The sequence below is a fragment of the Streptomyces sp. NPDC058620 genome (assembly GCF_042717135.1).
Lineage (GTDB): Bacteria > Actinomycetota > Actinomycetes > Streptomycetales > Streptomycetaceae > Streptomyces.
The window spans coordinates 12,795-35,264 of record NZ_JBHXQO010000027.1 but is presented as its reverse complement, the minus strand read 5'-3'; the positions used below and the strand labels follow the sequence as shown (position 1 = coordinate 35,264).

The 22,470-nt window shown below is 71.2% G+C and carries 25 protein-coding genes and 1 tRNA gene; 20 read left to right on the top strand and 6 right to left on the bottom strand.

What is annotated here, in order from left to right; all coding sequences use genetic code 11:
- Positions 1-19: 19 nt before the first annotated feature.
- Together cobM and cbiE are read right to left on the bottom strand one after the other, a co-directional pair.
- Complete coding sequence (cobM, locus tag ACFWSK_RS23185) at positions 20-769, bottom strand: precorrin-4 C(11)-methyltransferase (protein ID WP_383789333.1); 750 nt, start codon at positions 767-769, stop codon at positions 20-22.
- A complete protein-coding gene (gene cbiE / locus ACFWSK_RS23180; protein ID WP_383789330.1) occupies positions 766-2,037 on the bottom strand; it encodes a precorrin-6y C5,15-methyltransferase (decarboxylating) subunit CbiE in 1,272 nt (423 codons plus the stop codon). The genes cobM and cbiE overlap by 4 nt, the downstream gene beginning before the upstream one ends.
- A gap of 218 nt (positions 2,038-2,255) precedes the next feature.
- On the opposite strand from cbiE, the gene ACFWSK_RS23175 reads away from it, so the two are divergent.
- On the top strand, positions 2,256-2,672 hold the full coding sequence (locus ACFWSK_RS23175) for a YciI family protein (protein ID WP_383789327.1): 417 nt from the start codon (positions 2,256-2,258) through the stop codon (positions 2,670-2,672).
- Positions 2,673-2,694: 22 nt separating this feature from the next.
- Positions 2,695-3,927: an RNA polymerase sigma factor gene (locus ACFWSK_RS23170; protein WP_383789324.1), complete on the top strand. Its 1,233-nt coding sequence runs from the start codon at positions 2,695-2,697 to the stop codon at positions 3,925-3,927.
- 23 nt (positions 3,928-3,950) lie between these two features.
- Here ACFWSK_RS23170 and ACFWSK_RS23165 read toward each other — a convergent pair whose 3' ends face one another.
- Positions 3,951-4,934: an aldo/keto reductase gene (locus ACFWSK_RS23165; protein ID WP_383789322.1), complete on the bottom strand. Its 984-nt coding sequence runs from the start codon at positions 4,932-4,934 to the stop codon at positions 3,951-3,953.
- Between the two features lie 551 nt (positions 4,935-5,485).
- Between ACFWSK_RS23165 and ACFWSK_RS23160 the strand changes: the two genes are divergently transcribed.
- The 4 genes from ACFWSK_RS23160 to ACFWSK_RS23145 all read left to right on the top strand — a co-directional run bounded on the left by ACFWSK_RS23160 (position 5,486) and on the right by ACFWSK_RS23145 (position 9,133).
- Positions 5,486-6,130, top strand: coding sequence for an HhH-GPD-type base excision DNA repair protein (locus ACFWSK_RS23160; protein WP_383789319.1), 645 nt, complete (start codon positions 5,486-5,488; stop codon positions 6,128-6,130).
- Positions 6,131-6,258: 128 nt separating this feature from the next.
- Positions 6,259-7,782, top strand: a complete 1,524-nt coding sequence (locus tag ACFWSK_RS23155) for a M28 family metallopeptidase (RefSeq protein WP_383789448.1) — start codon at positions 6,259-6,261, stop codon at positions 7,780-7,782.
- Between the two features lie 316 nt (positions 7,783-8,098).
- Entirely contained in the window at positions 8,099-8,395 is a 297-nt protein-coding gene (locus ACFWSK_RS23150; RefSeq protein WP_003955420.1) for a type II toxin-antitoxin system VapB family antitoxin, read from the top strand.
- A 141-nt stretch (positions 8,396-8,536) separates the two neighbouring features.
- Entirely contained in the window at positions 8,537-9,133 is a 597-nt protein-coding gene (locus ACFWSK_RS23145) for a LytR C-terminal domain-containing protein (protein WP_383789445.1), read from the top strand.
- A 67-nt stretch (positions 9,134-9,200) separates the two neighbouring features.
- Here ACFWSK_RS23145 and upp read toward each other — a convergent pair whose 3' ends face one another.
- Entirely contained in the window at positions 9,201-9,836 is a 636-nt protein-coding gene (gene upp, locus ACFWSK_RS23140) for a uracil phosphoribosyltransferase (RefSeq protein WP_383789316.1), read from the bottom strand.
- 103 nt (positions 9,837-9,939) lie between these two features.
- Here upp and ACFWSK_RS23135 point away from each other — a divergent pair, with 103 nt between their 5' ends.
- The 9 genes from ACFWSK_RS23135 to ACFWSK_RS23095 all read left to right on the top strand — a co-directional run bounded on the left by ACFWSK_RS23135 (position 9,940) and on the right by ACFWSK_RS23095 (position 15,600).
- The gene (locus ACFWSK_RS23135; protein WP_383789314.1) at positions 9,940-10,185 is read left to right on the top strand and encodes a hypothetical protein; all 246 of its coding nucleotides are present in this window, start codon (positions 9,940-9,942) and stop codon (positions 10,183-10,185) included.
- A 204-nt stretch (positions 10,186-10,389) separates the two neighbouring features.
- Positions 10,390-10,962: a hypothetical protein gene (locus ACFWSK_RS23130; RefSeq protein WP_383789442.1), complete on the top strand. Its 573-nt coding sequence runs from the start codon at positions 10,390-10,392 to the stop codon at positions 10,960-10,962.
- Between the two features lie 81 nt (positions 10,963-11,043).
- Complete coding sequence (gene tadA, locus ACFWSK_RS23125) at positions 11,044-11,472, top strand: tRNA adenosine(34) deaminase TadA (RefSeq protein WP_383789439.1); 429 nt, start codon at positions 11,044-11,046, stop codon at positions 11,470-11,472.
- Positions 11,473-11,517: 45 nt separating this feature from the next.
- Positions 11,518-11,602 (top strand) — tRNA-Ser (locus ACFWSK_RS23120).
- 435 nt (positions 11,603-12,037) lie between these two features.
- A complete protein-coding gene (locus ACFWSK_RS23115; protein WP_383789464.1) occupies positions 12,038-12,208 on the top strand; it encodes a hypothetical protein in 171 nt (56 codons plus the stop codon).
- A gap of 9 nt (positions 12,209-12,217) precedes the next feature.
- On the top strand, positions 12,218-12,511 hold the full coding sequence (locus tag ACFWSK_RS23110; RefSeq protein WP_383789311.1) for a Dabb family protein: 294 nt from the start codon (positions 12,218-12,220) through the stop codon (positions 12,509-12,511).
- 188 nt (positions 12,512-12,699) lie between these two features.
- Entirely contained in the window at positions 12,700-13,557 is an 858-nt protein-coding gene (locus ACFWSK_RS23105; RefSeq protein WP_383789309.1) for an RNA polymerase sigma factor SigF, read from the top strand.
- A 234-nt stretch (positions 13,558-13,791) separates the two neighbouring features.
- Positions 13,792-14,658 (top strand): RNA polymerase sigma factor SigF, encoded by an 867-nt coding sequence (locus tag ACFWSK_RS23100; protein ID WP_383789306.1) that lies wholly within the window; start codon positions 13,792-13,794, stop codon positions 14,656-14,658.
- A 57-nt stretch (positions 14,659-14,715) separates the two neighbouring features.
- Entirely contained in the window at positions 14,716-15,600 is an 885-nt protein-coding gene (locus ACFWSK_RS23095) for a hypothetical protein (RefSeq protein ID WP_383789304.1), read from the top strand.
- A gap of 26 nt (positions 15,601-15,626) precedes the next feature.
- Here ACFWSK_RS23095 and ACFWSK_RS23090 read toward each other — a convergent pair whose 3' ends face one another.
- Positions 15,627-15,842, bottom strand: coding sequence for a hypothetical protein (locus tag ACFWSK_RS23090; protein WP_383789301.1), 216 nt, complete (start codon positions 15,840-15,842; stop codon positions 15,627-15,629).
- A gap of 279 nt (positions 15,843-16,121) precedes the next feature.
- Between ACFWSK_RS23090 and ACFWSK_RS23085 the strand changes: the two genes are divergently transcribed.
- The 5 genes from ACFWSK_RS23085 to ACFWSK_RS23065 all read left to right on the top strand — a co-directional run bounded on the left by ACFWSK_RS23085 (position 16,122) and on the right by ACFWSK_RS23065 (position 21,627).
- Positions 16,122-16,634 carry a MarR family winged helix-turn-helix transcriptional regulator gene (locus ACFWSK_RS23085; protein ID WP_383789298.1) on the top strand — a complete coding sequence of 171 codons (513 nt, stop codon included), beginning with the start codon at positions 16,122-16,124 and terminating at the stop codon, positions 16,632-16,634.
- 23 nt (positions 16,635-16,657) lie between these two features.
- Positions 16,658-19,138 (top strand): MFS transporter, encoded by a 2,481-nt coding sequence (locus ACFWSK_RS23080; protein WP_383789296.1) that lies wholly within the window; start codon positions 16,658-16,660, stop codon positions 19,136-19,138.
- Between the two features lie 199 nt (positions 19,139-19,337).
- Positions 19,338-20,153 carry a YceI family protein gene (locus tag ACFWSK_RS23075; protein ID WP_383789293.1) on the top strand — a complete coding sequence of 272 codons (816 nt, stop codon included), beginning with the start codon at positions 19,338-19,340 and terminating at the stop codon, positions 20,151-20,153.
- 29 nt (positions 20,154-20,182) lie between these two features.
- Positions 20,183-20,653, top strand: coding sequence for a PPOX class F420-dependent oxidoreductase (locus ACFWSK_RS23070; protein WP_383789290.1), 471 nt, complete (start codon positions 20,183-20,185; stop codon positions 20,651-20,653).
- Between the two features lie 8 nt (positions 20,654-20,661).
- A complete protein-coding gene (locus ACFWSK_RS23065) occupies positions 20,662-21,627 on the top strand; it encodes an NAD(P)-dependent oxidoreductase (protein WP_383789288.1) in 966 nt (321 codons plus the stop codon).
- Here ACFWSK_RS23065 and ACFWSK_RS23060 read toward each other — a convergent pair.
- The gene (locus ACFWSK_RS23060; protein ID WP_383789285.1) at positions 21,621-22,394 is read right to left on the bottom strand and encodes a TetR/AcrR family transcriptional regulator; all 774 of its coding nucleotides are present in this window, start codon (positions 22,392-22,394) and stop codon (positions 21,621-21,623) included. The genes ACFWSK_RS23065 and ACFWSK_RS23060 overlap by 7 nt on opposite strands.
- Between the last annotated feature and the right edge of the window lie 76 nt (positions 22,395-22,470).

Here is a 22,470-nt window from a genome sequence, read left to right as displayed (position 1 = left end):
GGGGCGGCGCCCCCAGGGTTCAGCACACGTGCCGGTCACGCTCCGGCGAGTACAGGTGGCTGTCCCGGAACTGCTCCGCCCCCAACGTACGGCCCACCATGATCACCGCCGTCCGGATCACCCCCGCCGCCTTCACCTGCTCCGCGATGGAGTCCAGCGAGCCCCGCAGGATCAGCTCGTCGGGCCGCGACGCCATCGCCACCACGGCCGCCGGGCAGTCGGCACCGTAGTGCGGCAGCAGTTCCTCGACCACCCGGTCCACGTACCGCGCCGCCAGGTGCAGCACGATCAGCGCCCCGCTGCGCCCGAGCGTCGCCAGGTCCTCGCCCTTGGGCATCGCGGTCGCCCGCTGTGCGATCCGGGTCAGGATCACCGTCTGGCCGACCGTCGGCACGGTCAGTTCCCGCTTGAGCGCGGCGGCCGCCGCCGCGAACGCCGGCACCCCGGGCACCACCTCGTACGGCACGTCCGCCTCGTCCAGCCGCCGCATCTGCTCGTTGACCGCGCTGAACACCGACGGGTCGCCCGAGTGCAGCCGCGCCACGTCGTGCCCCGCCGCGTGGGCCCGTAGCAGCTCCGTCGTGATCTGCTCGATGTCGAGCTGCGCGGTGTCCACTAGCCGCGCGTCCGCAGGGCAGTCGTCGAGCAGTTCGCGCGGCACGAGGCTGCCCGCGTACAGACAGACGGGGCTCGCGGCGAGGATCCGGGCGCCGCGCACCGTGATCAGGTCGGCCGCACCCGGGCCCGCGCCGATGAAGTACACGGTCATGTGTTGTCTCCTGAGTGTTTGCGTACGGACCACTGGGTTACGGGCATGGCCTGGCGCCAGCCGGTGAAGCCGCCGACGGGAACGGCATGGGCCACCGCCAGGCGCACCAACTCCCCACCGTGCAACCGGTACCGCTCGGCGAGCAGCGCCTCGGACTCCAGGGTGACCGTGTTGGCGACCAGCCTGCCACCGTCGGGCAGCGCGTCCCAGCAGGCGTCGAGCAGGCCCGGGACGGTGAGTCCGCCGCCGATGAACACGGCGTCGGGCACGGGGAGTCCGGCGAGGACGTCGGGCGCCCGGCCGGTGACGACCCGCAGACCGGGGACCCCGAGCCGGTCCGCGTTGCGCGCGATGCGCCCGGCCCGCTCCGGGGCGCGTTCCACGCTGATCGCCCGGCAGGACGGAGCGGTCCGCATCCACTCGACGGCGATCGATCCCGAGCCGCCGCCGATGTCCCAGAGGAGTTCACCGGGGGCGGGCGCGAGCGCGCCGAGCGTCGCGGCCCTGACATGCCGCTTGGTGAGCTGCCCGTCGTGTTCGTACGCCTCGTCGGGCAGCCCCGGTACGGCACCGAGCCGCAGGGCGTCCGGTGCGCGCCGGCACTCCACCGCGACGACGTTCAGCGGGTCGCCCGCCGGGTGCGCCCATGTCTCGGCGACCCCCTCCGCGCAGGACTCCCGCTCCCCGCCGAGCTGTTCGAGCACCCGCATGCGGCTCGGCCCGAAGCCCTGTTCGCACAGCAGGGCGGCCACGGCCGCGGGTGAGGCGGCACCGGCGCTCAGCACGAGAAGCCGGCGCCCGTCGTGGAGGGCGGCGGACAGCCGGGCGGCGGGGCGGCCGACCAGCGTGACGACCTCCGTGTCCTCCAGCGGCCAGCCGAGCCGGGCGCATGCGTGGGAGACGGAGGACGGGTGGGGCAGGACGTGCAGCGCTCCGGCGCCCAGCTCTTCGGTGAGGGTGCGGCCGATGCCGTAGAACATGGGGTCACCGCTGGCCAGGACGGCGACGGCGCGTCCTGCGTGTGCGGCGAGCAGCCCGGGGACGGCCGGCCTGAGCGGCGAGGGCCAGGGCACGCGCTGCCCCGCGCAGGACGCCGGGAGGAGCGCGAGCTGACGCGCGCCGCCGATCACGACGTCGGCCGTCAGGAGCGCCGTGCGGGAGGCGTCCGGCAGACCCGCCCACCCGTCGGCACCGATCCCCACGACGCTCACGGCACGCGAGGGCTCGGGGGCGGATGGTTCGGACGGTATGGAGGGTGCGGAAGACAAGGCCGGTACCTCGGTGATCGGGGAAAGACGCAGCCGAACTCTACTGTCAGGCCCCGCCGGGCACCCCGGCCGCACCCGGTGCCACTCGGCCGCGGAGTGATTCCGGCAGGGTGATTCCGGAAATACCTCCGCGCGGTGTCGAGACTCACCGCCCGGTTCCGACGTCCCCTGTGAGAGCCGCCCACGGGGGGCGGCACCCGGACCGAGGAGAAGGAATCATGAAGTACCTGGTGATGGTTCAGGGCTCACAGGCCGACTACGACGCGATGAGCGGCAAGGCGTCCCCGCAGAGCCCGGCCTGGAGCGAGAAGGACGTGCAGGCGATGTTCGCCTTCATGCAGGGGATCAACGACGACCTCGCGGAGACCGGCGAGATGGTGGACGGTCAGGGCCTGGCCGCACCCGCGAAGACACGTTTCGTCGGTGTCGGTGACGATGGGCGGACGGTGATCACGGACGGGCCGTACGGTGAGACGAAGGAACTGCTCGCCGGGTACTGGGTCCTCGACTGCGAGAGCCTGGAGAGGGTCACCGAGATCGCCGAGCGCATCGTGCGATGCCCGCAGCCCGAAGGCGCGCCCGTGTACCCGGTGGTGATCCGGCCGATCGACGAGGGCCCGGGAGAGCCGTCCTGAATTCCGTCCGGAGAGGTTCCGTGTGAGCCGTACGACCGAGGTCGAGGACCTGCTGCGCCGGCACGCGCCGCAGGTCCTGGGCGCGCTCGTACGGCGGTACGGGCACTTCGACGCGGCCGAGGACGCCGTACAGGAGGCACTGCTCGCGGCGGCCCGGCAGTGGCCGGCCGACGGGCTGCCGGAGAACCCGCGCGGCTGGCTCATCAGGATCGCCTCACGCCGGCTGGCCGATCAGCTGCGCAGCGAGTCGGCGCGGCGCAGGCGCGAGGAGACGGTGGCGGCGCTCACCCCCCGGGACGCCTTCACGGCCCCGCCGCCCGGCGAGAGCCGCGCCCCGTCCGAGGACGACACCCTCACCCTGCTCTTCCTGTGCTGCCACCCCGTGCTGTCCCCGGCGGCGCAGGTCGCGCTCACCCTGCGTGCGGTGGGCGGTCTGACGACGGCCGAGATCGCCCGCGCCCACCTGGTGCCGGAGGCGACCATGGCGCAGCGGATCAGCCGGGCGAAGCAGAAGGTGCGGGGCACACCGTTCCGGCAGCCGGTTCCCGAGGACCGTGACCAGCGGCTCGCCGTCGTGCTCCAGGTGCTCTATCTGATCTTCAACGAGGGCCATACGGCGACCTCGGGCCACGATCTGCACCGTGCGGACCTGGCCCGCGAGGCGATCCGGCTGACTCGTTCCGTCCGCGCACTCCTGCCCCGCGAGGGCCGGGTGACGGGCCTGCTCGCCCTCATGCTGCTCACGGAGGCGCGCAGCGCGGCCCGCACCGGACCGCACGGCGAACTCATCCCGCTGGACGAGCAGGACCGCACCCGCTGGGACCGCCACGCGATCGCGGAGGGCTCCGCCCTGGTGGCCGAGGCGCTGTCCGAAGGGCCCGCCGGGGCCTACCAGGTGCAGGCGGCGATCGCCGCACTCCACGACGAGGCGGAGCGCGCCGAGGACACCGACTGGCCGCAGATCCTGGCGCTGTACGACGTCCTCGTGCGACACGCGTCCGACCCCATGGCCGAGCTCGGCCGGGCGGTCGCCTTCGCCATGGTGCACGGTCCCCGCGCGGGGCTCGCGGAGATCGACGCGCTGGAGGACCGGCTGGCGGGCCACCACCGGCTGGATGCCGTGCGGGCCCATCTGCTGGAGAAGGCGGGGGATCCGGACGGGGCACGCGCCGCCTACGGACGGGCCGCCGCCCGCACGCTGAGCGAACCGGAGGTCCGCTATCTGCGCATGCGGGCGGCCAGGCTGCCGCCCTGACGCGCGCACGGGTGGACCCGCGGTCAGCCGGTCACGTCCAGCTTCGCGCGCTGTTCCGGCGTCAGTTCCAGGTCCACGGCGGCCAGGCTCTCGTCGAGCTGCGCCACGGATGACGCACCGACCAGCGGGATCATCGGCACCTCGCCCCCGATCAGCCAGGACAGCACCACCTGGTTCACGGTGGCTCCGGTGTCCTTCGCCACCTCGCCCAGCGCCGCCAGCCGCGCGGGCGTGCCGGGGTGGTCGTGCTCGGGGCCCAGCGGCTTGTCCGTGCGCACGTAACCGCCCGACAGCAGCGGGGAGTAGGCGACCATCGCGAGGTCCGGTTCGGCGCGGAGATAGCTGAGCATGTCCCCGCCGACCACGCCCTGGCCGCCGCCGGAGATCTGGCCCGGCAGATCGGTGCGCTGCCGCAGGTACGTGTGGTGGTACTGGAGGACCTCGTATCCGGGCAGTCCGGCCGCCGCGGCGATGTTCCTGGCCCGTTCGACCTTCCACACGCTGTGGTTGCTCACGCCCAGCAGCCCGGCCGTGCCCTCGGCGACCAGGCCGGCGAGGGCCTCGACGGTCTCTTCGAGCGGGACCGCCGAGTCCTCGATGTGCGCGTACAGCAGGTCAAGCTTCGCCATCCCGAGGCGCTCACGGCTCTGCTCGGCGGCGGCCCGGACCGCCTTGGCCGAGAGCCCTTCGGCGTTGTCGAGGTAGCCGGTGCCTTCGGCGAGCGGACTGGCGCCGAGCTTGGTGGCGACGACGATCTCGTCCCCGACGGCACGGCTGCGGCGCCACCGGCCGAGCACGTTCTCGCTCTCGCCGCCGCGGCTGCCGGTGAACCAGTAGGCGTAGTTGTTGGAGGTGTCGACGAAGGTGCCGCCCGCCTCGACGTACCGGTCGAGGATCGCGAAGGACGTCTTCTCGTCGGTGGCGGTGCCGAAGAGCATGGCGCCCAGGCTCAGGACACTGACCTCGCGCCGGGTCTCCGGGGTGGTGCCGATCGTGCGGTAACGCATGGGAGTTCCCCCTCCTGCGCCCGTCGGATGCGGACGCCGAGGGGGAGTCTGGATCTTCGCGTGCACTCGAAGTCAACAGGCACAGGGCAGGCCCTGACCGGCGCGGACCCGGCGCGACCCGGACCCGACCCTGCCCCGGCCCGGCCCGGACTCCCCGCGAGACGGAACGTCTTGCTCGCCGGCGAACCGCTCCCGCTCGGCCTGTTCCGTACGAGTGACCTGACCACCCCCGTACGCGCACTCTCCACCGGGCGGCGGCGCCGGCTCGAACTGGTCGCCCTCGTCACCGCCCCGGCCGGCCTCCCGCTCCTCAGCGGGCCAACCACCTCGCTCCGCCCTGGTCGAGGAGATCGGAGCGGCCCTGGCGCAGTACACCGGCACGCTGGTGGTCGTCACGCACGACCGCCGGATGCGCGCGTCGCTCGACGACGGCACCGCATCACGCCTGGAGCTCCGAGTGGCTCACGGGCCCCCGGCGCGAACGGATGCCTCCGGGGCCATCGGCACCAACCCGACTCGCAGACGGCCCCTGCTCTCAGGATCATCGAAGAATGACCAAGAGCGACAACGGCAAGGACGTCACCCTGCGGATCGCCCAGCAGCCCGAGGCGGACGAGCTCCTCGGCCGCAGCGCGCTGGCCGCGCTCGTCGGGATGCTGCTGGATCAGCAGGTGCCGATGGAGTGGGCGTTCACCGGCCCGTACACCCTGGCGCAGCGGATGGGGGGCGACGATCTGGACGCCCACGAGATCGCCGCCCATGACCCGGACGCCTTCACCGCGCTCTTCACCGAGAAACCCGCGCTGCACCGGTATCCCGGCTCGATGGCCAAGCGCGTACAGCAGCTGTGCCAGTACCTCGTGGAGGAGTACGACGGCGAGGCGAGCGCCGTATGGGCCGACGCCGCGACCGGGGCCGAGCTGCTGGAACGACTGAACGCGCTGCCCGGATTCGGCACTCAGAAGGCGCAGATCTTCCTGGCGCTGCTGGGCAAGCAGTTCGGTGTGAAGCCCACGGGCTGGCGGGAGGCGGCGGGGCCGTACGGCGAGGCGGGCTCGCACCGCTCGGTCGCCGACATCACCGGTCCGGAATCACTCGCCGAGGTGCGTGCCCACAAGCAGGAGGCGAAGGCGGCGGCGAAGGCGAGGAAGACGGCGGGCACCGGCGCGTCCGGGAAACCCGGAGCCAAGAAGTGATCACGAACAAGCCACACAACTGACCTCAACCGGCCACAGCAGTTCCCAGATGTCACTGCGCTCGCTAGCTTTCGTGCACATCTGTTCACACCGGAAGGACTCCTGTGCACGCAACTCGTCGCAGAGCCATGGCTGTTGTGGCCGCCACCGCACTGGCCACACCGCTCCTCCTGGGCGCGTCCCCGCACCAGGCGCAGTCCTCGCACAATCCCGCGAAGGACGCGGCCAAGCTGGCGCGGAAGCTGGTGAAGAGCTCGTCCGCGGACGACGCCTACCGCCATCTCCAGCGCTTCCAGGCGATCGCCGACTCCGCGGACGGTCACCGCGCGGCCGGTTCACTGGGCCACGACGCCTCCGCCGCGTACGTCTACCAGCTGCTCCGGAAGGCCGGGTACGACGTCCGGTACGAATCCTTCGACTTCATGTACACCGAGCCCCTCGCCGAGAAGCTCTCCGTCGTCTCGCCCACCCCGCGCGACATCGCCATCAAGGCGATGACGTACACGAAGTCGACCGAGGTCGGCGGAGTGCGGGCGGCCCTGGTCGCCGTTCCACTCGACGGCACCACCGGCTGCGAGGCGGCGGACTACGCCTCGGCGAACTTCACCGGCAAGATCGCGCTGATCAAGCGCGGCGGCTGCTCATTCGCCCAGAAGCAGGCCACGGCGGCCACCGCGGGAGCGGCCGGAGCGGTCATCTACAACAACGTCGAGGGCGTGCTCTCCGGCACGCTCGGTGACGTCGCGTCGGGGAGGATACCCACCGGCGGACTCACCATGGCCGAGGGCGAGAAGCTCGCCGCCGACCTGGCCAAGGGCGAGGTGACGGTCTCCTTCGAGATCCGTGAGTTCCAGGAGGAGCGCACCACGCGCAACGTCATCGCGCAGACCCGCGGCGGCGACGCCGCGAAGACCGTCATGCTCGGCGCCCACCTGGACTCGGTCACCGAGGGCCCCGGCATCAACGACAACGGTTCCGGCTCGGCCGGCCTCCTCGAAGTCGCGCTGGAACTCGCCAAGACCCACCGCGCCCCCGCCAACAAGGTGCGCTTCGCCTGGTGGTCGGCGGAGGAGAACGGCCTCCTCGGCTCGGAGGCGTACGTCGCCGCGCTCACCGAGAAGCAGCGCGAGCAGATCGCGCTCTACCTCAACTTCGACATGATCGCCTCGCCGAACGGCGGACAGTTCGTGTTCGACGGCAACAACTCCGACGGAGTGGGCGCGGGCGCCGGCCCCGAGGGTTCCGCGCAGCTGGAGCGCGACATCAACGACTTCCTCGACGGCAAGGGCACCGCGCACGAGGGCACGGACTTCACCGGGCGCTCCGACTACGGCCCGTTCATCGAGGTCGGCATCCCGTCCGGCGGTACGGACACCGGCGCCGAGGGCATCAAGACCCCGGCCCAGGTGGAGAAGTTCGGCGGCACGGCGGGCATCGCGTACGACCCCTGCTACCACGCCGCCTGCGACGACATCGACAACGTCGACATGGGCCTGTTCGACACGAACATCGACGTGATCGCCAACGCCGTGGGCACTTACGCCCACGACCTGCGCTCGCTGACCCGTCCGGTCCCGGACGAGCCCACGACCGGTGAGCCCGGCAGCGGCGGCGGCCTCCGCGAGGGCCACGCGCACGGCGTCACCGAGTAGATCCGCACTCCGGGGCGTACGTCACCGAGCAGCCCGGCACCCGGGGCGGCCACGGTCAAGGGCACGCCGCGGACGGGGCACCACCCGCCCGCGGCATGCCGCTCCCGGCCCCTTTCGGGGGAATCGGCTCCGCCACCGGGGCGCCCGGCCGGGCGCCCCGGAACCGGGCGGCGGCGCCGGGGACGGCATACGGGCGAACCCGGCCGCGTCCGCCACGGCAGAGCGCTCCGTCTTCGGGGGTTTTGCCGCTTTCGGCCGCCATCACAGTCCCCGTCCCCGGCTGCGCCCGGAGTCCCTTGCCCGGTAGGCTTTCCGTGTGATCTTCAAGCGCATCGGAAATGGGCGGCCATATCCCGACCACGGCCGGGAAAGCACCCGACAGTGGGCGGATGTCGCCCCGCGTCCGGTCCGCCTCGACCAGCTCGTGACCACCAAGGGTCAGCTGGACCTCGAAACCCTGCTCGCCGAGGACTCCACGTTCTACGGCGACCTGTTCGCGCACGTCGTGAAGTGGCAGGGCGACCTCTACCTCGAGGACGGGCTGCACCGCGCGGTCCGCGCGGCGCTCCAGCAGCGCCAGGTGCTGCACGCCCGCGTCCTCGAACTCGGCTGACCCCTCCGCCGCCCCCCGTGCCCCTCTTCGGGCCTTTCGGGTGCTTTCCGGCCCATGTGGGTGCAATCCATTGATCATTTAGTAGGCATCATCACTGGGTCGCACTACGCTTCGCACATGAGCATGCTCACTCCCCCCGGCATGGGCGGAAAGTACCGCATCACGGGCAACGCGTACCCGCGGATGCGCCGCCCCCGTCACCGCCGCAGGCTGGTCCTGGCCGCCGTCGCCGCAGTGGTGGCCCTCGGCCTGGCCGGCTGGGGCACGCTGCAGCTCATCGACGTCTTCACGGGCGGCGACAAGAAGGCGGCCGCCGCCGACCACAAGAAGAAGTGCGCCGCGTCGAAGCCGGCGGCCCCCGCGAAGGCGCTGCCCAGACCGGCCGGCATCAAGGTCAACGTCTACAACGCGACCCCGCGCAGCGGGCTCGCCAAGGCCGCGGCCGACGAACTGAAGAAACGCGGCTTCGCCATCGGCAAGGTGGGCAACGCCCCCGCCGCGTACGACAAGAAGGTCCCCGGCACCGGAATGCTGCTGGGCGCCCCGGCGGCCGTGGACGGCCCGTTCACGGTGCTCGGCACGCAGCTGCCGGGCAGCGCGCACAGGACGGACGCCCGTAAGACGGCGGACGTCGACCTGATTCTCGGTACGAAGTTCAAGGCGCTCAACACCCCCGGGGCCGCCGCGACCGCACTGACCGCCCTCACGAAGCCGGCCCCGGCCCCTTCGCCCTGCTGACCCCGGACAGCCGTCGGGGCGGGCCGCGCAACGCGCGTACCCGCCCCGTACCGGTCTCGGACAGGCGTCAGCCTGCCGTGCCGTACATCCGGTCGCCCGCGTCGCCCAGGCCCGGCACGATGTAGCCGTTCTCGTTGAGCCGCTCGTCGACGGAGGCGGTGACCACGGTCACCGGCGTGCCGGCCAGCTCGCGCTCCATCACCTCGACGCCCTCGGGCGCCGCGAGCAGCACGACGGCGGTGACGTCGTCCGCACCGCGCTTGATCAGCTCCCTGATGGCCGCGACCAGCGTGCCGCCGGTGGCCAGCATGGGGTCCAGGACGTACACCTGACGGCCGGAGAGGTCCTCGGGCATCCGCGTCGCGTACGTCTCCGCCTGGAGCGTCTCCTCGTTGCGGATCATGCCGAGGAAGCCGACCTCGGCGGTCGGCAGGAGCCGCACCATGCCGTCGAGCATGCCGAGACCGGCGCGCAGGATCGGCACGACGAGGGGCCGGGGGTGCGAGAGCTTGACCCCGGTCGTGGCCGTCACAGGGGTCACGATGTCGACCTGCTCGGTGCGCACGTCCCTGGTGGCCTCGTAGGCGAGCAGGGTGACCAGCTCGTCGGCGAGACGCCGGAAGGTCGGGGAGTCGGTGCGCTTGTCGCGCAGCGTGGTGAGTTTGTGCGCCACCAGCGGGTGGTCGACGACATGAATGCGCATGACGTCAACAGTAGCCGTGCCTCGCGGCACTCTGCGCTGGCATCAACCACCTGTTCGGAGGGAAGGTGGTGGCATACGGACCCAGCATTGGGGTGGTGTGTCGATGGCGGACGGCGAGCAGCCGAAACGGGCACGTGCCGCACGTGTCCCCCCGGACGCGCCGGACGCGCCGGACGACGCGCCGGACGCGCCGGACACCCGGGAGAGTGAGACCGCGCGGCGCAGGCGCCGCGCCCAGTTCCTCCGTGAGCTCCACGAGGCCAAGCAGCTGCGCGACCGTGTCCAGCCGCGCAGGGCCCGTGCGGCCCGGATGCGCCAAGCGATGCGGATGCGTACGTTCCGTTGGTGACCGGCGCTTTACGGGCCGGTGGACCGGCCCCGGCGTACCGCCGCCCAGCAGGCACTCAGCCAACTGATGGCCGACGCAACGGTCGAAGAGGTCTCGCTCCGCCGCTGTTTCTGCCACGATGCCGATTGGGCGGGCACAGAGCAGCCGGAACAACGGCTGCCCTCCCGTCGGACCGATTCACCTATGACAAGTGGGAGAGTCACGGTGTACTTCGCCGCACTGCTCGCGCGCACCGAAGACGGGTGGGAAGCGAGCGACACGGAGCTGGACGATGTGGAGACCCTGTCCGATCTGACCGATCTGGCACGGGACGCCTCTGTGGACGAGGACACGGTCCTCGTCTACATCGAGCAGGAGGACGCCTGGTTCGGCGTCGTCCGGGTGGACGGTGAGGAGGACCCCCGTATCTACGTGTCGGACGCCTCCGCCGCCGCCCGCTCCTCGTACGGGGAGATCCTGCTCACCGACGAACTGCTCGGCCGCGAACCGGGGGCCGAGGACGAGATCGCCGCACTGGAAGAGCTCGTCGACCTCGACGGCACGGAGGACGGCGAGCCGGAAGTGTCCGAGGACGACGCCGTGGAGGGCCGGGCCGATCCGGTCGTCGACGACGACGTCTCCCCCCTCGACGCCGTACCCTCGGGGCCGCTCGGCGACCTCGGGCTCCTCGCCGATTTCGGCCTTTCGGAGAAGGAGCTGCTGACCCTGCGCACCGATGCGCTGGTGGAGATCGCGGACGCGCTGGGAGCGGCCGAGGTCATGGAGTCCGTCCGTTAGGGTCCGCGGGTGAACGCACCACCACCCCCACCCTCCTCACCGCCTCTCCACGACCCGGTACGGGACCCGTGGCAGGCACCCATGCGCCATGCCCTGGCCGAGGCCGCGCAGGCGGCGCTGACCGGCGATGTGCCGGTCGGCGCCGTGCTCCTCGGCCCCGACGGCTCGCTGCTCGCCACGGGCCACAACGAACGCGAGGCGTCCGGGGACCCGACCGCCCACGCCGAGGTGCTCGCCATCCGCCGGGCCGCCGCCGCGCTCGGCGAGTGGCGGCTGTCCGGCTGCACCCTGGTCGTCACCCTGGAGCCGTGCACGATGTGCGCGGGCGCCCTCGTACAGTCCCGGATCGACCGCGTGGTCTACGGGGCACGGGACGAGAAGGCCGGGGCCGCCGGTTCGCTCTGGGACGTCGTACGGGACCGCAGACTGAACCACCGGCCCGAGGTCGTCGCCGGGGTGCTGGAGGAGGCATGCTCCGCCCAGCTGACGGCCTTCTTCCGCGCGCTCTGAGATCTGATTTCTGATCACGGCCCGGGATGGTCTAAGCTCTCTCTCGGTAGCGTGTCCGAGCGGCCGAAGGAGCTCGCCTCGAAAGCGAGTGTGGGGAAACTCACCGAGGGTTCAAATCCCTCCGCTACCGCTCTTACGAAGGGCCCGACGCATCGCGTCGGGCCCTTCGAGCGTTCCGGGTGAGGTGAGCGTCCGGCGGACGGCCGGGAGGATCAGGCCGGAAGATCAGGTCACCGGGGGAAGCGGCATCGGGGGGACAAGCCGCTTCCCCCGGTGAGAACAGGGCCTACCGGTCCTCACCGCTGCCCGGGGGGACGGTCGCGGCGCGGACCCCCGGAGGGGTCCTGTTCCTCGCCCTGCGGTTTCCTGCCAGGCCCGCGGGGCTCGTTCTTCATCCTGCCTCCGCACGAAAGCGGCATGGCCGGGCGAAGGGCCCCGAAGGCAGGGCCCTTGGTCCTTAAAGGCCACATCAGTGATCTGATCACTGATCGCAAACATCCTCCGGATACGGCCATTCGTGCGGCTAGAATCGCCCGACCGTACAGGGGAGCGAACGGGAGAGGCAGTGGCTGTGGTGCAAGCGAAGAAGATCGTGCTCTACGCGGTTTCGGTCTTCGTGCTGTACACGATCATCACGTCCCCGGAACGGGCCGCTGATCTTGTCCAGGTAGGGTTCGAGGGCATAGCGAGTGCCGCCCAGGGCGTCGGCGACTTCATGTCCGAGCTCATCAAGTAGGAGAACCCGATGATCCGTCATTTGGTCCTGTTCAAGCTGAACGAAGGCGTCGAACGGGACGAGGCGCGGGTCGTCGCCGGTGTGAAGGCCTTCCAGGAGCTCGACGGGCAGGTCCCGGAGCTGGAGTTCTGGGAGTGCGCCTGGAACATCACCGACCGGCCGATCGCGTACGACTTCGCGATCAATTCGGCGGTCGCCGACGAGGAAGCGCTGAAGCGCTACATCGGGCATCCGGCCCATCAGGCCGCGGCCGGACAGTGGCGGGAATTCGCCACCTGGGTGATCGCCGACTACCCGTTCTGATGTGGCGCGGACCCTTGGTCCGCCTGGCCCCTCACCTCTCAGGTGAGGGGTTTTTCTGTGCGTTTAAACCACCTTGTCCTCAACACGGCTATAAGCGGTGCTTGCACACAGTGGACATGTCTTGTGATGCTATGACCGCTTTTGACGGATGAGTTGACCGTAGTTGACCGCAAAGGGGTGGCGTCACCGTGCCGGCCAGTACAGCGCCTCAAGTGCCTCCCCAGAACGTCCAGACCGACGACATCCAGACCGAGACGCCCGACCCCTCCACGCCCGCCAGAACCCGGGGCGCGGACACCAGGGCGCTCACACAGGTGCTGTTCGGCCGCCTCAAGGGGCTGGAGCCCGGCACTCCTGAACACGGCAGGGTCCGGGCGGCCCTGATCGAGGCGAACCTGCCTCTCGTGCGGTACGCCGCAGCCCGCTTCCGCAGCCGGAACGAACCGATGGAGGACGTCGTCCAGGTCGGTACCATCGGCCTGATCAACGCGATCGACCGATTCGACCCGGAACGCGGCGTCCAGTTCCCGACCTTCGCGATGCCCACCGTGGTCGGCGAGATCAAGCGGTACTTCCGGGACAACGTACGGACCGTCCACGTACCGCGGCGGCTCCACGAACTGTGGGTCCAGGTCACCGGCGCCACCGAGGACCTGACGACCGCTCACGGCCGCTCCCCCACCACCGGGGAGATCGCCGAGCGGCTCAAGATCCCCGAGGACGAGGTGCTCGCCTGCATCGAGGCGGGCCGCTCGTACCACGCGACCTCCCTGGAGGCCGCGCAGGAGGGCGACGGACTGCCTGGACTCCTGGACCGGCTCGGGTACGAGGACCCCGCCCTCGCGGGGGTCGAGCACCGCGATCTCGTACGGCATCTGCTCGTCCAGCTGCCCGAGCGTGAGCAGCGCATCCTGCTGCTGCGCTACTACAGCAATCTGACGCAGTCACAGATCAGCGCGGAACTGGGCGTTTCCCAGATGCATGTGTCAAGGCTGCTGGCCAGAAGCTTCGCCCGACTTCGATCCGCAAATAGGATCGAGGCGTAACCGGATCGGGTAGACCGCAACTCGCCCGGTTCGGGCGGCGTAAAAGCCCCACACCCCCTGTTTCCTGCACAGACATGGCGTTTACTTGTCGACATGTCACTACAGCGTGTTGCCGACATGTGACATTCTGCTGGAAGCGCGTTTGCCGCAGCCTCCCCTCCGGTATTCAGGTGGAGGCTGCGTTCCTCCGATGGTCGCGGCCACCGCGACCGTCCGCGACCTCAAGGGGGTGGCATGTCCGCAGAACAGGGCAGCTCGAAGGTGCTCACGCTCACGAAGAGCGTGCCGGCACCTACCGTGCTCACCAGCTCGTCGGAAGCCATCGACACCCGCACGCTGTCCCGCTCCCTGTTCCTGCGGCTCGCCGCGCTGGGGCCCGCACCGGGGCCCGACGGAACGGAAAGCCCGGAGCGGGCGTACGTGCGGGACACGCTCATCGAGCTCAACCTCCCGCTCGTGCGGTACGCCGCGGCGCGGTTCCGCAGCCGCAACGAGCCCATGGAAGACATCGTCCAGGTCGGCACCATCGGCCTGATCAAGGCGATCGACCGCTTCGACTGCGAGCGGGGCGTCGAGTTCCCGACCTTCGCGATGCCCACCGTGGTCGGCGAGATCAAGCGCTTCTTCCGTGACACCTCCTGGTCGGTGCGCGTGCCGCGCCGGCTCCAGGAGCTGCGGCTCGCCCTCACCAAGACCAGCGACGAGCTCGCCCAGAAGCTCGACCGCTCGCCGACGGTGCCGGAGCTGGCCAAGGCCCTCGGGGTCTCCGAGGAGGACGTGGTCGACGGCCTGGCCGTCGGCAACGCGTACACGGCCTCGTCGCTGGACTCCCCCTCGCCCGAGGACGACGGCGGCGAGGGCTCGCTCGCGGACCGTCTGGGGTACGAGGACACGGCCCTGGAAGGCGTCGAGTACCGCGAGTCCCTGAAGCCGCTGCTGGCCAAACTCGCCCCCCGCGAACGGCAGATCATCATGCTGCGCTTCTTCGCCAACATGACGCAGTCGCAGATCGGCGAGGAGGTCGGCATCTCGCAGATGCACGTCTCACGCCTGCTGACCCGGACGCTCGCCCAGCTCAGGGAGGGGCTCATCGCCGACTGAGCCCCGCGCTGACGCGCGAGGGTTCCGAATTGACGGACCGTCAGCCACACTGGCGCGATGCGACGTCAGACATTCGGCTGGACCGGCCGCCGGGGCACCGTGATCGCCGCCTCGGCGGCCGTGCTGTGCCTGGGCGGCGCGATGGCCGCCTGCGGCGGGGGCGGGGGCGACGACGGTTATGTGGCGGTCGGGGCGGCGGGCGCGGGCCCGGCCGAGACGCCGAGGGCCGGGGGCCTGCCCTCGGACGATGTCACGCTGATCCCGCTGGACGCTCCGGGCGCGGAGCGCGACGTGAGCGGCGGAGGGGACACGGACGAGCCGGGGCCCGGCGGTGAGCTGCCCGGCGTACCGGACGGCGCTCCGGGTCCCGGGGGGCACGACGCCGCCACGGGCTCCGGCAGCGGCTCGGGCGGCTCGGGCGGTGCGGCAGCGGCCTCGGGAAGCGCGGGGAACTCCGACGGCTCAGGAGGCGCAGGAGACGCAGGCGGCTCCGGTGGCCCGGAAGGCTCAAGTGGCACCGGCACCGCGGCCACGGGAGGCACCGGCAGCGCCGGCCCGGGAAGCACCGGCGGCTCCGGGGGTACGGGCAGCGTCCCGCCGCCCTCCGGCAGCCCCGCCCCCACCGAACCCGCCACCCCCGCCGCGCTCCAGGTCGGGGACCCGGTGCCCGCGGAGGCGGACCGCCGTTGGTGCGAGAAGGTGACTGTGGAGTTCCGCAACACCGGTGGATCACCGGTCCGTTCGGGCACCGCCACCTTCGAGACGCACATCATCGGCGCGCTCGGAGTCGACTGGGCGACCGTCGAGTCGACGCAGCCGCTCCCCACGCCCATCGGCGCGGGAGCGGTGCGGAAGAAGACGTACACCGTCTGTGTGGAGTCCTGGCGGGTGCCCCTGGGCATGCGGACAGAGACCCAGGACGTCACCGCCACCTGGAAGTGACCCCCACGGAAATGGGGGACGTACGGTCAGCCGAGTGCGAGCCAGGCGACCGCGCCGAGGATGAGTACGACGGCGACGACGGCCGCGATCACCCCTGCCTTCGGTCCGGACGAGGTCGCGGCCGGCTGCTGCCGGCGCTGCGGTTCGCCCTCGTCGACGAAAGCGCGGAACATCTGGGTGCTGCCCGCCGGGTCGTTGGTGCCCTCGGGGCCCTGCTGAGGGGCGTGGGGGTTGTGTGCCATGGGCCAGGACCCTAGCGAACTCGGCGTTACCACCCAACCCCCGGGTGCCGTGGAGGCCGGTGTCCCACGGGCGGCCGGCCGCTCCCCCGGGCCGCGCAGGGTGGCGCGAGTCACAGCCGGGAGGGGGTCCGCGGCACACGCTGCGCGTTTGACCCGGACACTACTCAGGCTTTTGCGTTCCTTTACTTCTGCACAGCTCTTTTCGTTTGCCTGTAGCAACCATCGGCTTCTATGGTTGCCCTAAGCAATTAGTTGGCGCCGAGACGTCCAGGAGGGTCCGTGGCCGCTCGGAGTCACTACCAGGAACTGGCCCGCCAGCTCAGCGCGGTCGGCGCCGTCAAGCGCGGGCTCGCCCGGACCCTTCCCCCCGAATGCCCCGCCGGCTCCGCCGCCGTGCTGGCGCTCCTGGCGGAACACGGCGAGATGCGGATCAGCAGACTGGCCGAACTCCTGGCCGTGGACATGTCGGTGACCAGCCGTCATGTCGCACACGTGGCCGAACGCGGCTGGATAGAACGGTCCCCGGACCCCGCCGACAAGCGGTCCCGCATCCTGCGGCTGACCCCTGCCGGGGGCGAACAGCTCGACGAGCTGAGCCGCCGGACGACCGAGATGTTCGCCCAGAGACTCATCGACTGGTCCGACGACGACGTCGGCCGGCTGAACACCCTGCTGTCCCGGCTGCGCGACAGCTTCGCCTGTCGCGGCTCCGGTGAGTGCCTGCCCGGAAAGCACAGCGGGGACTGCCGCACACGGCACTTCGAGCATTCGCACACCCGTACACCTATGTAACAGATGCAAAGAGAAGGAACTCAATGGCTACGACCACACCCACCGGTGTGCGGGGCGGCCACGCCAAGCACGGGGGCGCCGAAGTCCCCGACGGCACGCCGATGACACACCGGCAGATCATGGAAGCGCTGACCGGGCTCCTGCTCGGCATGTTCGTCGCGATCCTGTCGTCGACGGTCGTCTCGAACGCCCTGCCCGAGATCATTTCCGACCTCGGCGGCGGCCAGAGCGCCTACACCTGGGTCGTGACGGCCTCGCTGCTGGCGATGACCGCCACCACCCCGCTGTGGGGCAAGCTCTCCGACCTGTTCAGCAAGAAGCTGCTGGTCCAGATATCGCTGATCATCTACGTCGCGGGCTCGATCGTCGCCGGTCTCTCCACCAGCAGCGGCATGCTGATCGCCTGCCGCGTAGTGCAGGGCATCGGCGTCGGCGGTCTCTCCGCCCTCGCCCAGATCGTGATGGCCGCGATGATCGCCCCGCGTGAGCGCGGCCGGTACAGCGGTTACCTCGGCGCGGTCTTCGCAGTCGCCACCGTCGGCGGTCCGCTGCTCGGCGGAGTCATCACCGACACCAGCTGGATGGGCTGGCGCTGGTGCTTCTACGTGGGCGTGCCGTTCGCGGTCATCGCCCTCGTCGTGCTCCAGAAGACCCTGAAGCTGCCGGTCGTCAAGCGCGAGGTCAAGGTCGACTGGGCGGGCGCCTTCTTCATCAGCGCCGCCGTCTCCCTGCTGCTGCTCTGGGTGACCTTCGCGGGCGACAAGTACGACTGGATCTCCGGACCCACGTACGCGATGCTCGGCGGCACCGTCGTGCTCATCGGGCTCTTCCTGCTCGTCGAGTCGAAGGCGAGCGAGCCGATCATCCCGCTCCGCCTCTTCCGCAACCGCACCATCACGCTGGCCTCGGTCGCCTCGCTGTTCGTCGGTATCGCGATGTTCGCGGGCACCGTCTTCTTCAGCCAGTACTTCCAGCTGGCGCGCGACAAGTCGCCGACGATGTCCGGCGTCATGACGATCCCCATGATCGCGGGACTCTTCCTCTCCTCGACCGTGTCCGGCCAGGTCATCACCAAGACGGGCCGCTGGAAGGCATGGCTGGTCAGCGGTGGCTTCCTGGTCACGGCCGGGCTCGGCATGCTGGGCACCATCCGGTACGACACCGAGTACTGGCAGATCGCGGTCTACATGTTCGTGATGGGCCTCGGCATCGGCATGATGATGCAGAACCTGGTGCTCGCCACGCAGAACCAGGTCGCTCCCGCCGACCTCGGTTCGGCCAGCTCCGTCGTCACGTTCTTCCGTTCGCTCGGTGGTGCGATCGGCGTCTCGGCGCTGGGCGCCGTCATGGCGAACCGCGTCACCCACTACGTCAAGGACGGCCTGGCCGACCTCGGTCCCGAGGGTGCGGCCATGGGCCACGGCGGTACCGGCGGCGGGGGCATCCCCGACCTGGACACCCTGCCCGGCCCGTTCCGTACGGTCGTGGAGGCCGCGTACGGGCACGCTGTCGGCGATGTCTTCCTGTACGCCGCTCCGGCCGCGCTCGTCGCCTTCATCGTGACGATCTTCATCAAGGAGGTCGCGCTGAAGACGAGCGCGTCGAACGACACCCCCGCCGCCGCGGAGGCCGCTGAGGTCACCGAGGCGTCCCAGGGCGCGGAAGCCTCCCAGATCGCCAAGGGCGTCGCCGGGGTCACCTCGGTCGCCACCCTCGAAGCGCCCGTGGAGACGGTGCGCGGCACGGCGGTGCGCGGTGTGGTCCTCGGCGCCGAGGGCGTTGCGGTCGCACGGGCCGCCGTCACGCTGATCTCACCGGCCGGCCGACAGCTGGGGCGCTCGGTCGCCCAGGCCGACGGCGGGTACGTACTGGACGCGCCGGGAGCCGGTTCGTACGTCCTGATCGCGTCCGCCGACGGCTTCCAGCCGCAGGCGTCCACCGTGGTCGTCGGCGACGAGCCGGTGGCGTACGACATCCTCCTCGTCGGTACGAGCGGCCTCACCGGGACCGTGCGGGCCGAGGAGACCGGGGATCCGGTCGAGGGCGCCATGGTCGTCGTGACCGATGTGCGCGGCGACGTGCTGGCGACCGGCAGGTCCGGCGGGGCGGGCGAGTTCACCTTCGGTGAGCTGGTCCCCGGCGCGGTGACCGTCGCACTGAACGCCGCGGGCTTCCGTCCGCTGGCGCTGCCCGTCGAGATCGGCGGCCAGGGCGTCACCCGGGTCGAGGCGGCGCTGCGGGCCGGTGCGCTGGTCCAGGGTGTCGTACGGGCCGGGTCCGCCCGGGCCCCGCTGTCCGACGCCCGCGTCACGCTCGTCGACGCGGCCGGGAACGTGGTCGCCACCGCGACGACCGGGGAGGACGGGGCGTACGCCTTCACCGACCTGGACGCGGGCGAGTACTCGGTCATCGCGACCGGCTACCCGCCGGTGGCCGGCTCCCTGACCGTGGCCGGTCACGGGGTCGACGGCCACGACATCGAGCTCGCCCACCCCGGCGAGTAACCACGTCACTCGGGTAACTCACGTCACTCGGGTAACAAAGACCCCTGGCGGGACGGCGCTTCGAGCGGAGAGGCTGTCCCGGCCGGCGGAAATGGGCCCCGGAGGCGGGTACGGCAGGCAGGGGACGGCCTGCCGCACCCGCCCCCGGGGCCCGACTCATTTGACCCACCGGGTCATGGAGCGAAAAGAGAGATACGGGATGGCACTTCGCGCACAGGTACGGACGCGGGACGGCTGGGCGGTCCAGCACGCGGTCGTGACAGTCACCGACATGACCGGCACCCAGGTGCTGCGCGCCGCCGCGAACGAGGACGGGGCGGTCCGCACCGAGGACCCTCTGCAGGCCGGCGCGTACACCGTGATCGTCACGGCGGTCGGGTACGCCCCCACCGCCTCCACCGCGCTCGTCACGGCCGGCGGCCGGATCGACGCGGGCACGGTCGTGATGGCCCGCCAGGGCGGGGCGGCGCTTCCGCCCCCGGGCATCTGGTCGCTGGACCCGGCGCACTCCTCGGTGGGCGCGGCCGCGCAGCACCTGGGGATCTCCAGCGTGCACGGCAGGTTCACCGACTTCTCCGGCCGGATCGAGATCGCGCCGGACATCGAGCGGTCGCGGGTCGACGCGGTCATCGGCGCGGCCGGGATCGACACCGGCAACAGCATGCGGGACAAGCACCTGCGGTCGCCGGACTTCCTGGACGTGGACCGCTACCCGGAGATCACGTACCGCTCCAGCGGGCTCACCCCGGCGGGCCCCGACCGCTGGACGGTGCACGGGGAACTCACGCTGCACGGCGTGAGGCGCGCCGTGGACCTCGACCTCAGCTATCTGGGCACGGGACCCGACCCGTGGGGCGGGGTCCGCGCGGCCTTCCACGCGACGACCGAACTGCGCCGCGACGACTTCGCCATGAACTACAACCAGGTGGTGCGGGCGGGCATTTCGGCGATCGGTACGACGCTCCGCGTGGAACTCGACATCCAGGCCGTGCAGGGCGAGTCCCTGCCGTCGTAGGGATTCGGGGGCGTCATAGGGTCGGAGGCATGGCACCCCACATCGCGACCAACACCACCGTGGAGCTCGACGAGCTGCTGGCGTTCGTGCGGCCCCGGCACCGGGCGGTCCTGCTGACCACCCGGTCCGACGGCCGCCCCCAGGGCTCCCCGCTCACCTGCGGCGTCGACGACGCGGGCCGGATCGTCGTCTCGACGTATCCGGAGCGGGCGAAGACCCGCAACGCCAAGCGGGACGAGCGGGTGAGCGTGATCGTCCTGTCGGACGAGTGGAACGGACCCTGGGTCCAGATCGACGGTTCGGCCGAGGTGATCGACACGCCGGATTCGGTGGAGCCGCTGGTCGAGTACTTCCGGAACATCTCCGGTGAGCACCCGGACTGGGACGAGTACCGGGCGGCGATGGTGAAGCAGGGCAAGTCGATCATCCGGATCACTCCCGAGCGCTGGGGGCCCATCGCCACCGGCGGCTTCCCGGCCCACCTGGCCTCCGGCAGCTGACGCCCCGGATGCCCGGCCCCGGACCCGTGCCCGTACCGCCCGCCCCGGACCTCCTCGCGCGGGCCCGGGTGCTGGTCGCGCCCACCGTCGGCGAGCCCGTGGTCCGGGGGCTGGAGCGGATCACCGGGAGACCGGTGGAGCGGGAGTCCGGGAGCGCGCCGAGCGAGCCGTACCTGTACGTGGGCGCCTCGTTGCCGGACGCGCTGCGCACCGGGCGGCTGACGTGGTTCCACAGCGTCAACGCCGGTACGGACGCGTTGCTCGACTCCGGCCCCTGGCCGGCCGATGCACTGCTCACCCGGACGGTGGGGCGCATGGGCGAGCGGATCGCCCAGTACGTCCTGGCCTGGGTGCTCGCCGAGTGCCAGTCCGTCACGGAGTTCGCCGCCCAGCACGCGCGCGCCGAATGGCGGCGTATCCCCTCCGAACTCGTCGCGGGGCAGACCGCCCTGGTCTACGGCACCGGACGCATCGGTTCGGCGGTCGCCGGTCTGCTGCGGGGGTGCGGCATCCGTACGGTGGGCGTGGCCCGCGGCCCGCGTGCCGTACCGCCGCCCGGCTTCGACCTGGTGATCGGGGCGGACGCGGACACGGAGGAGCTGGGCACCGCGCGCTGGGTGGTCGCCGCGCTTCCCCTGACCGGTGCGACGGAGGGGTACTTCGGTGCGCGCCGCTTCGCGGCCGTGCGGGGCGCGAGCTTCGTCAACGTCGGGCGCGGGGCGACCGTGGACATGGAGGCGCTGGGGGCGGCCCTGCGCGCCGGGACCGTACGGCGGGCGGTGCTCGACGTGCTCGCGGAGGAACCCGCGGCTCCCGGCGCCGACTGCTGGCAGCTCCCTCGTACGGTGATCACGTCGCACTCCGCCGGGATCACGGCCGACGAGGACGTCGTCAGCGACTTCGAGGCGTGCTGGGACGAGCTGTGTGCGGGCCGGACGCCGGCGCTCGCCGTGGACGTGGCCCGGGGCTACTGAGCGGAGACGCCCGCCTTGGCGCACATGGCCTCGATGCCCGCGACCACCAGGTCCAGCGCGAAGACGAAGTCCCGCTCGCGCATCTCGTCGACCGTGTCGCCGCCGCGCGCCTCCATCACCTGGAGGGAGGATTCGGCGAGCTTCCTGAGGTGCGGCTCGGCCTCGATCGTGCCCATCGCCTGCTGGAAGTACTCGTCCTGGCTGAGGCCGGCGTCCCTGCACCGTTCCACGAAGTGGCCCTCGATGGTGCCGAATCCGTACACGAAGTGGAACGCGGCGGCCAGGGCGCCGGTCTGGTTCTTCGTCGGCAGCCCGGTGGCGCGGATGATGTCCTGGACGGCGTACGAGAACAGCATGGCGTGCGGGCCGATGTTGAGGAAATGACCGGCCAGCGGCGACACCCAGATGTGGCGGACGATCAGTTCGCGGTAGCTGCGGGCCATCGCGCGCAGCCGGTCGCGCCAGTCCTCGTCCTCACTGGGGGGCACGATCTCGGCGAAGACCGAGTCCATCGCCAGCTCCAGCAGGTCGTCCTTGGTGTCGACGTACCAGTAGAGGGACATCGCGGTGACGTCCAGCTCGGCGGCGAGGCGGCGCATGGAGAACTTGGCGAGGCCCTCCGCGTCCAGCAGCCGTACCGTCGCCTCGGTGATCCTGTCCCGGTCCAGGCCCACCGGCGACTCGGACCTGCGGGCACGCGAAGGTGTCCGGTCCAGCCACACGCTGGTCCGCGCAGGGTTCTTCACACGGTCGGCCGCGGACACCATGACGCACTCTCCTCGTTCTGCCGGACGGGACGGACCGGGGCGATGGGGGACGTACCGGGGTGGCGGGGTACGTACC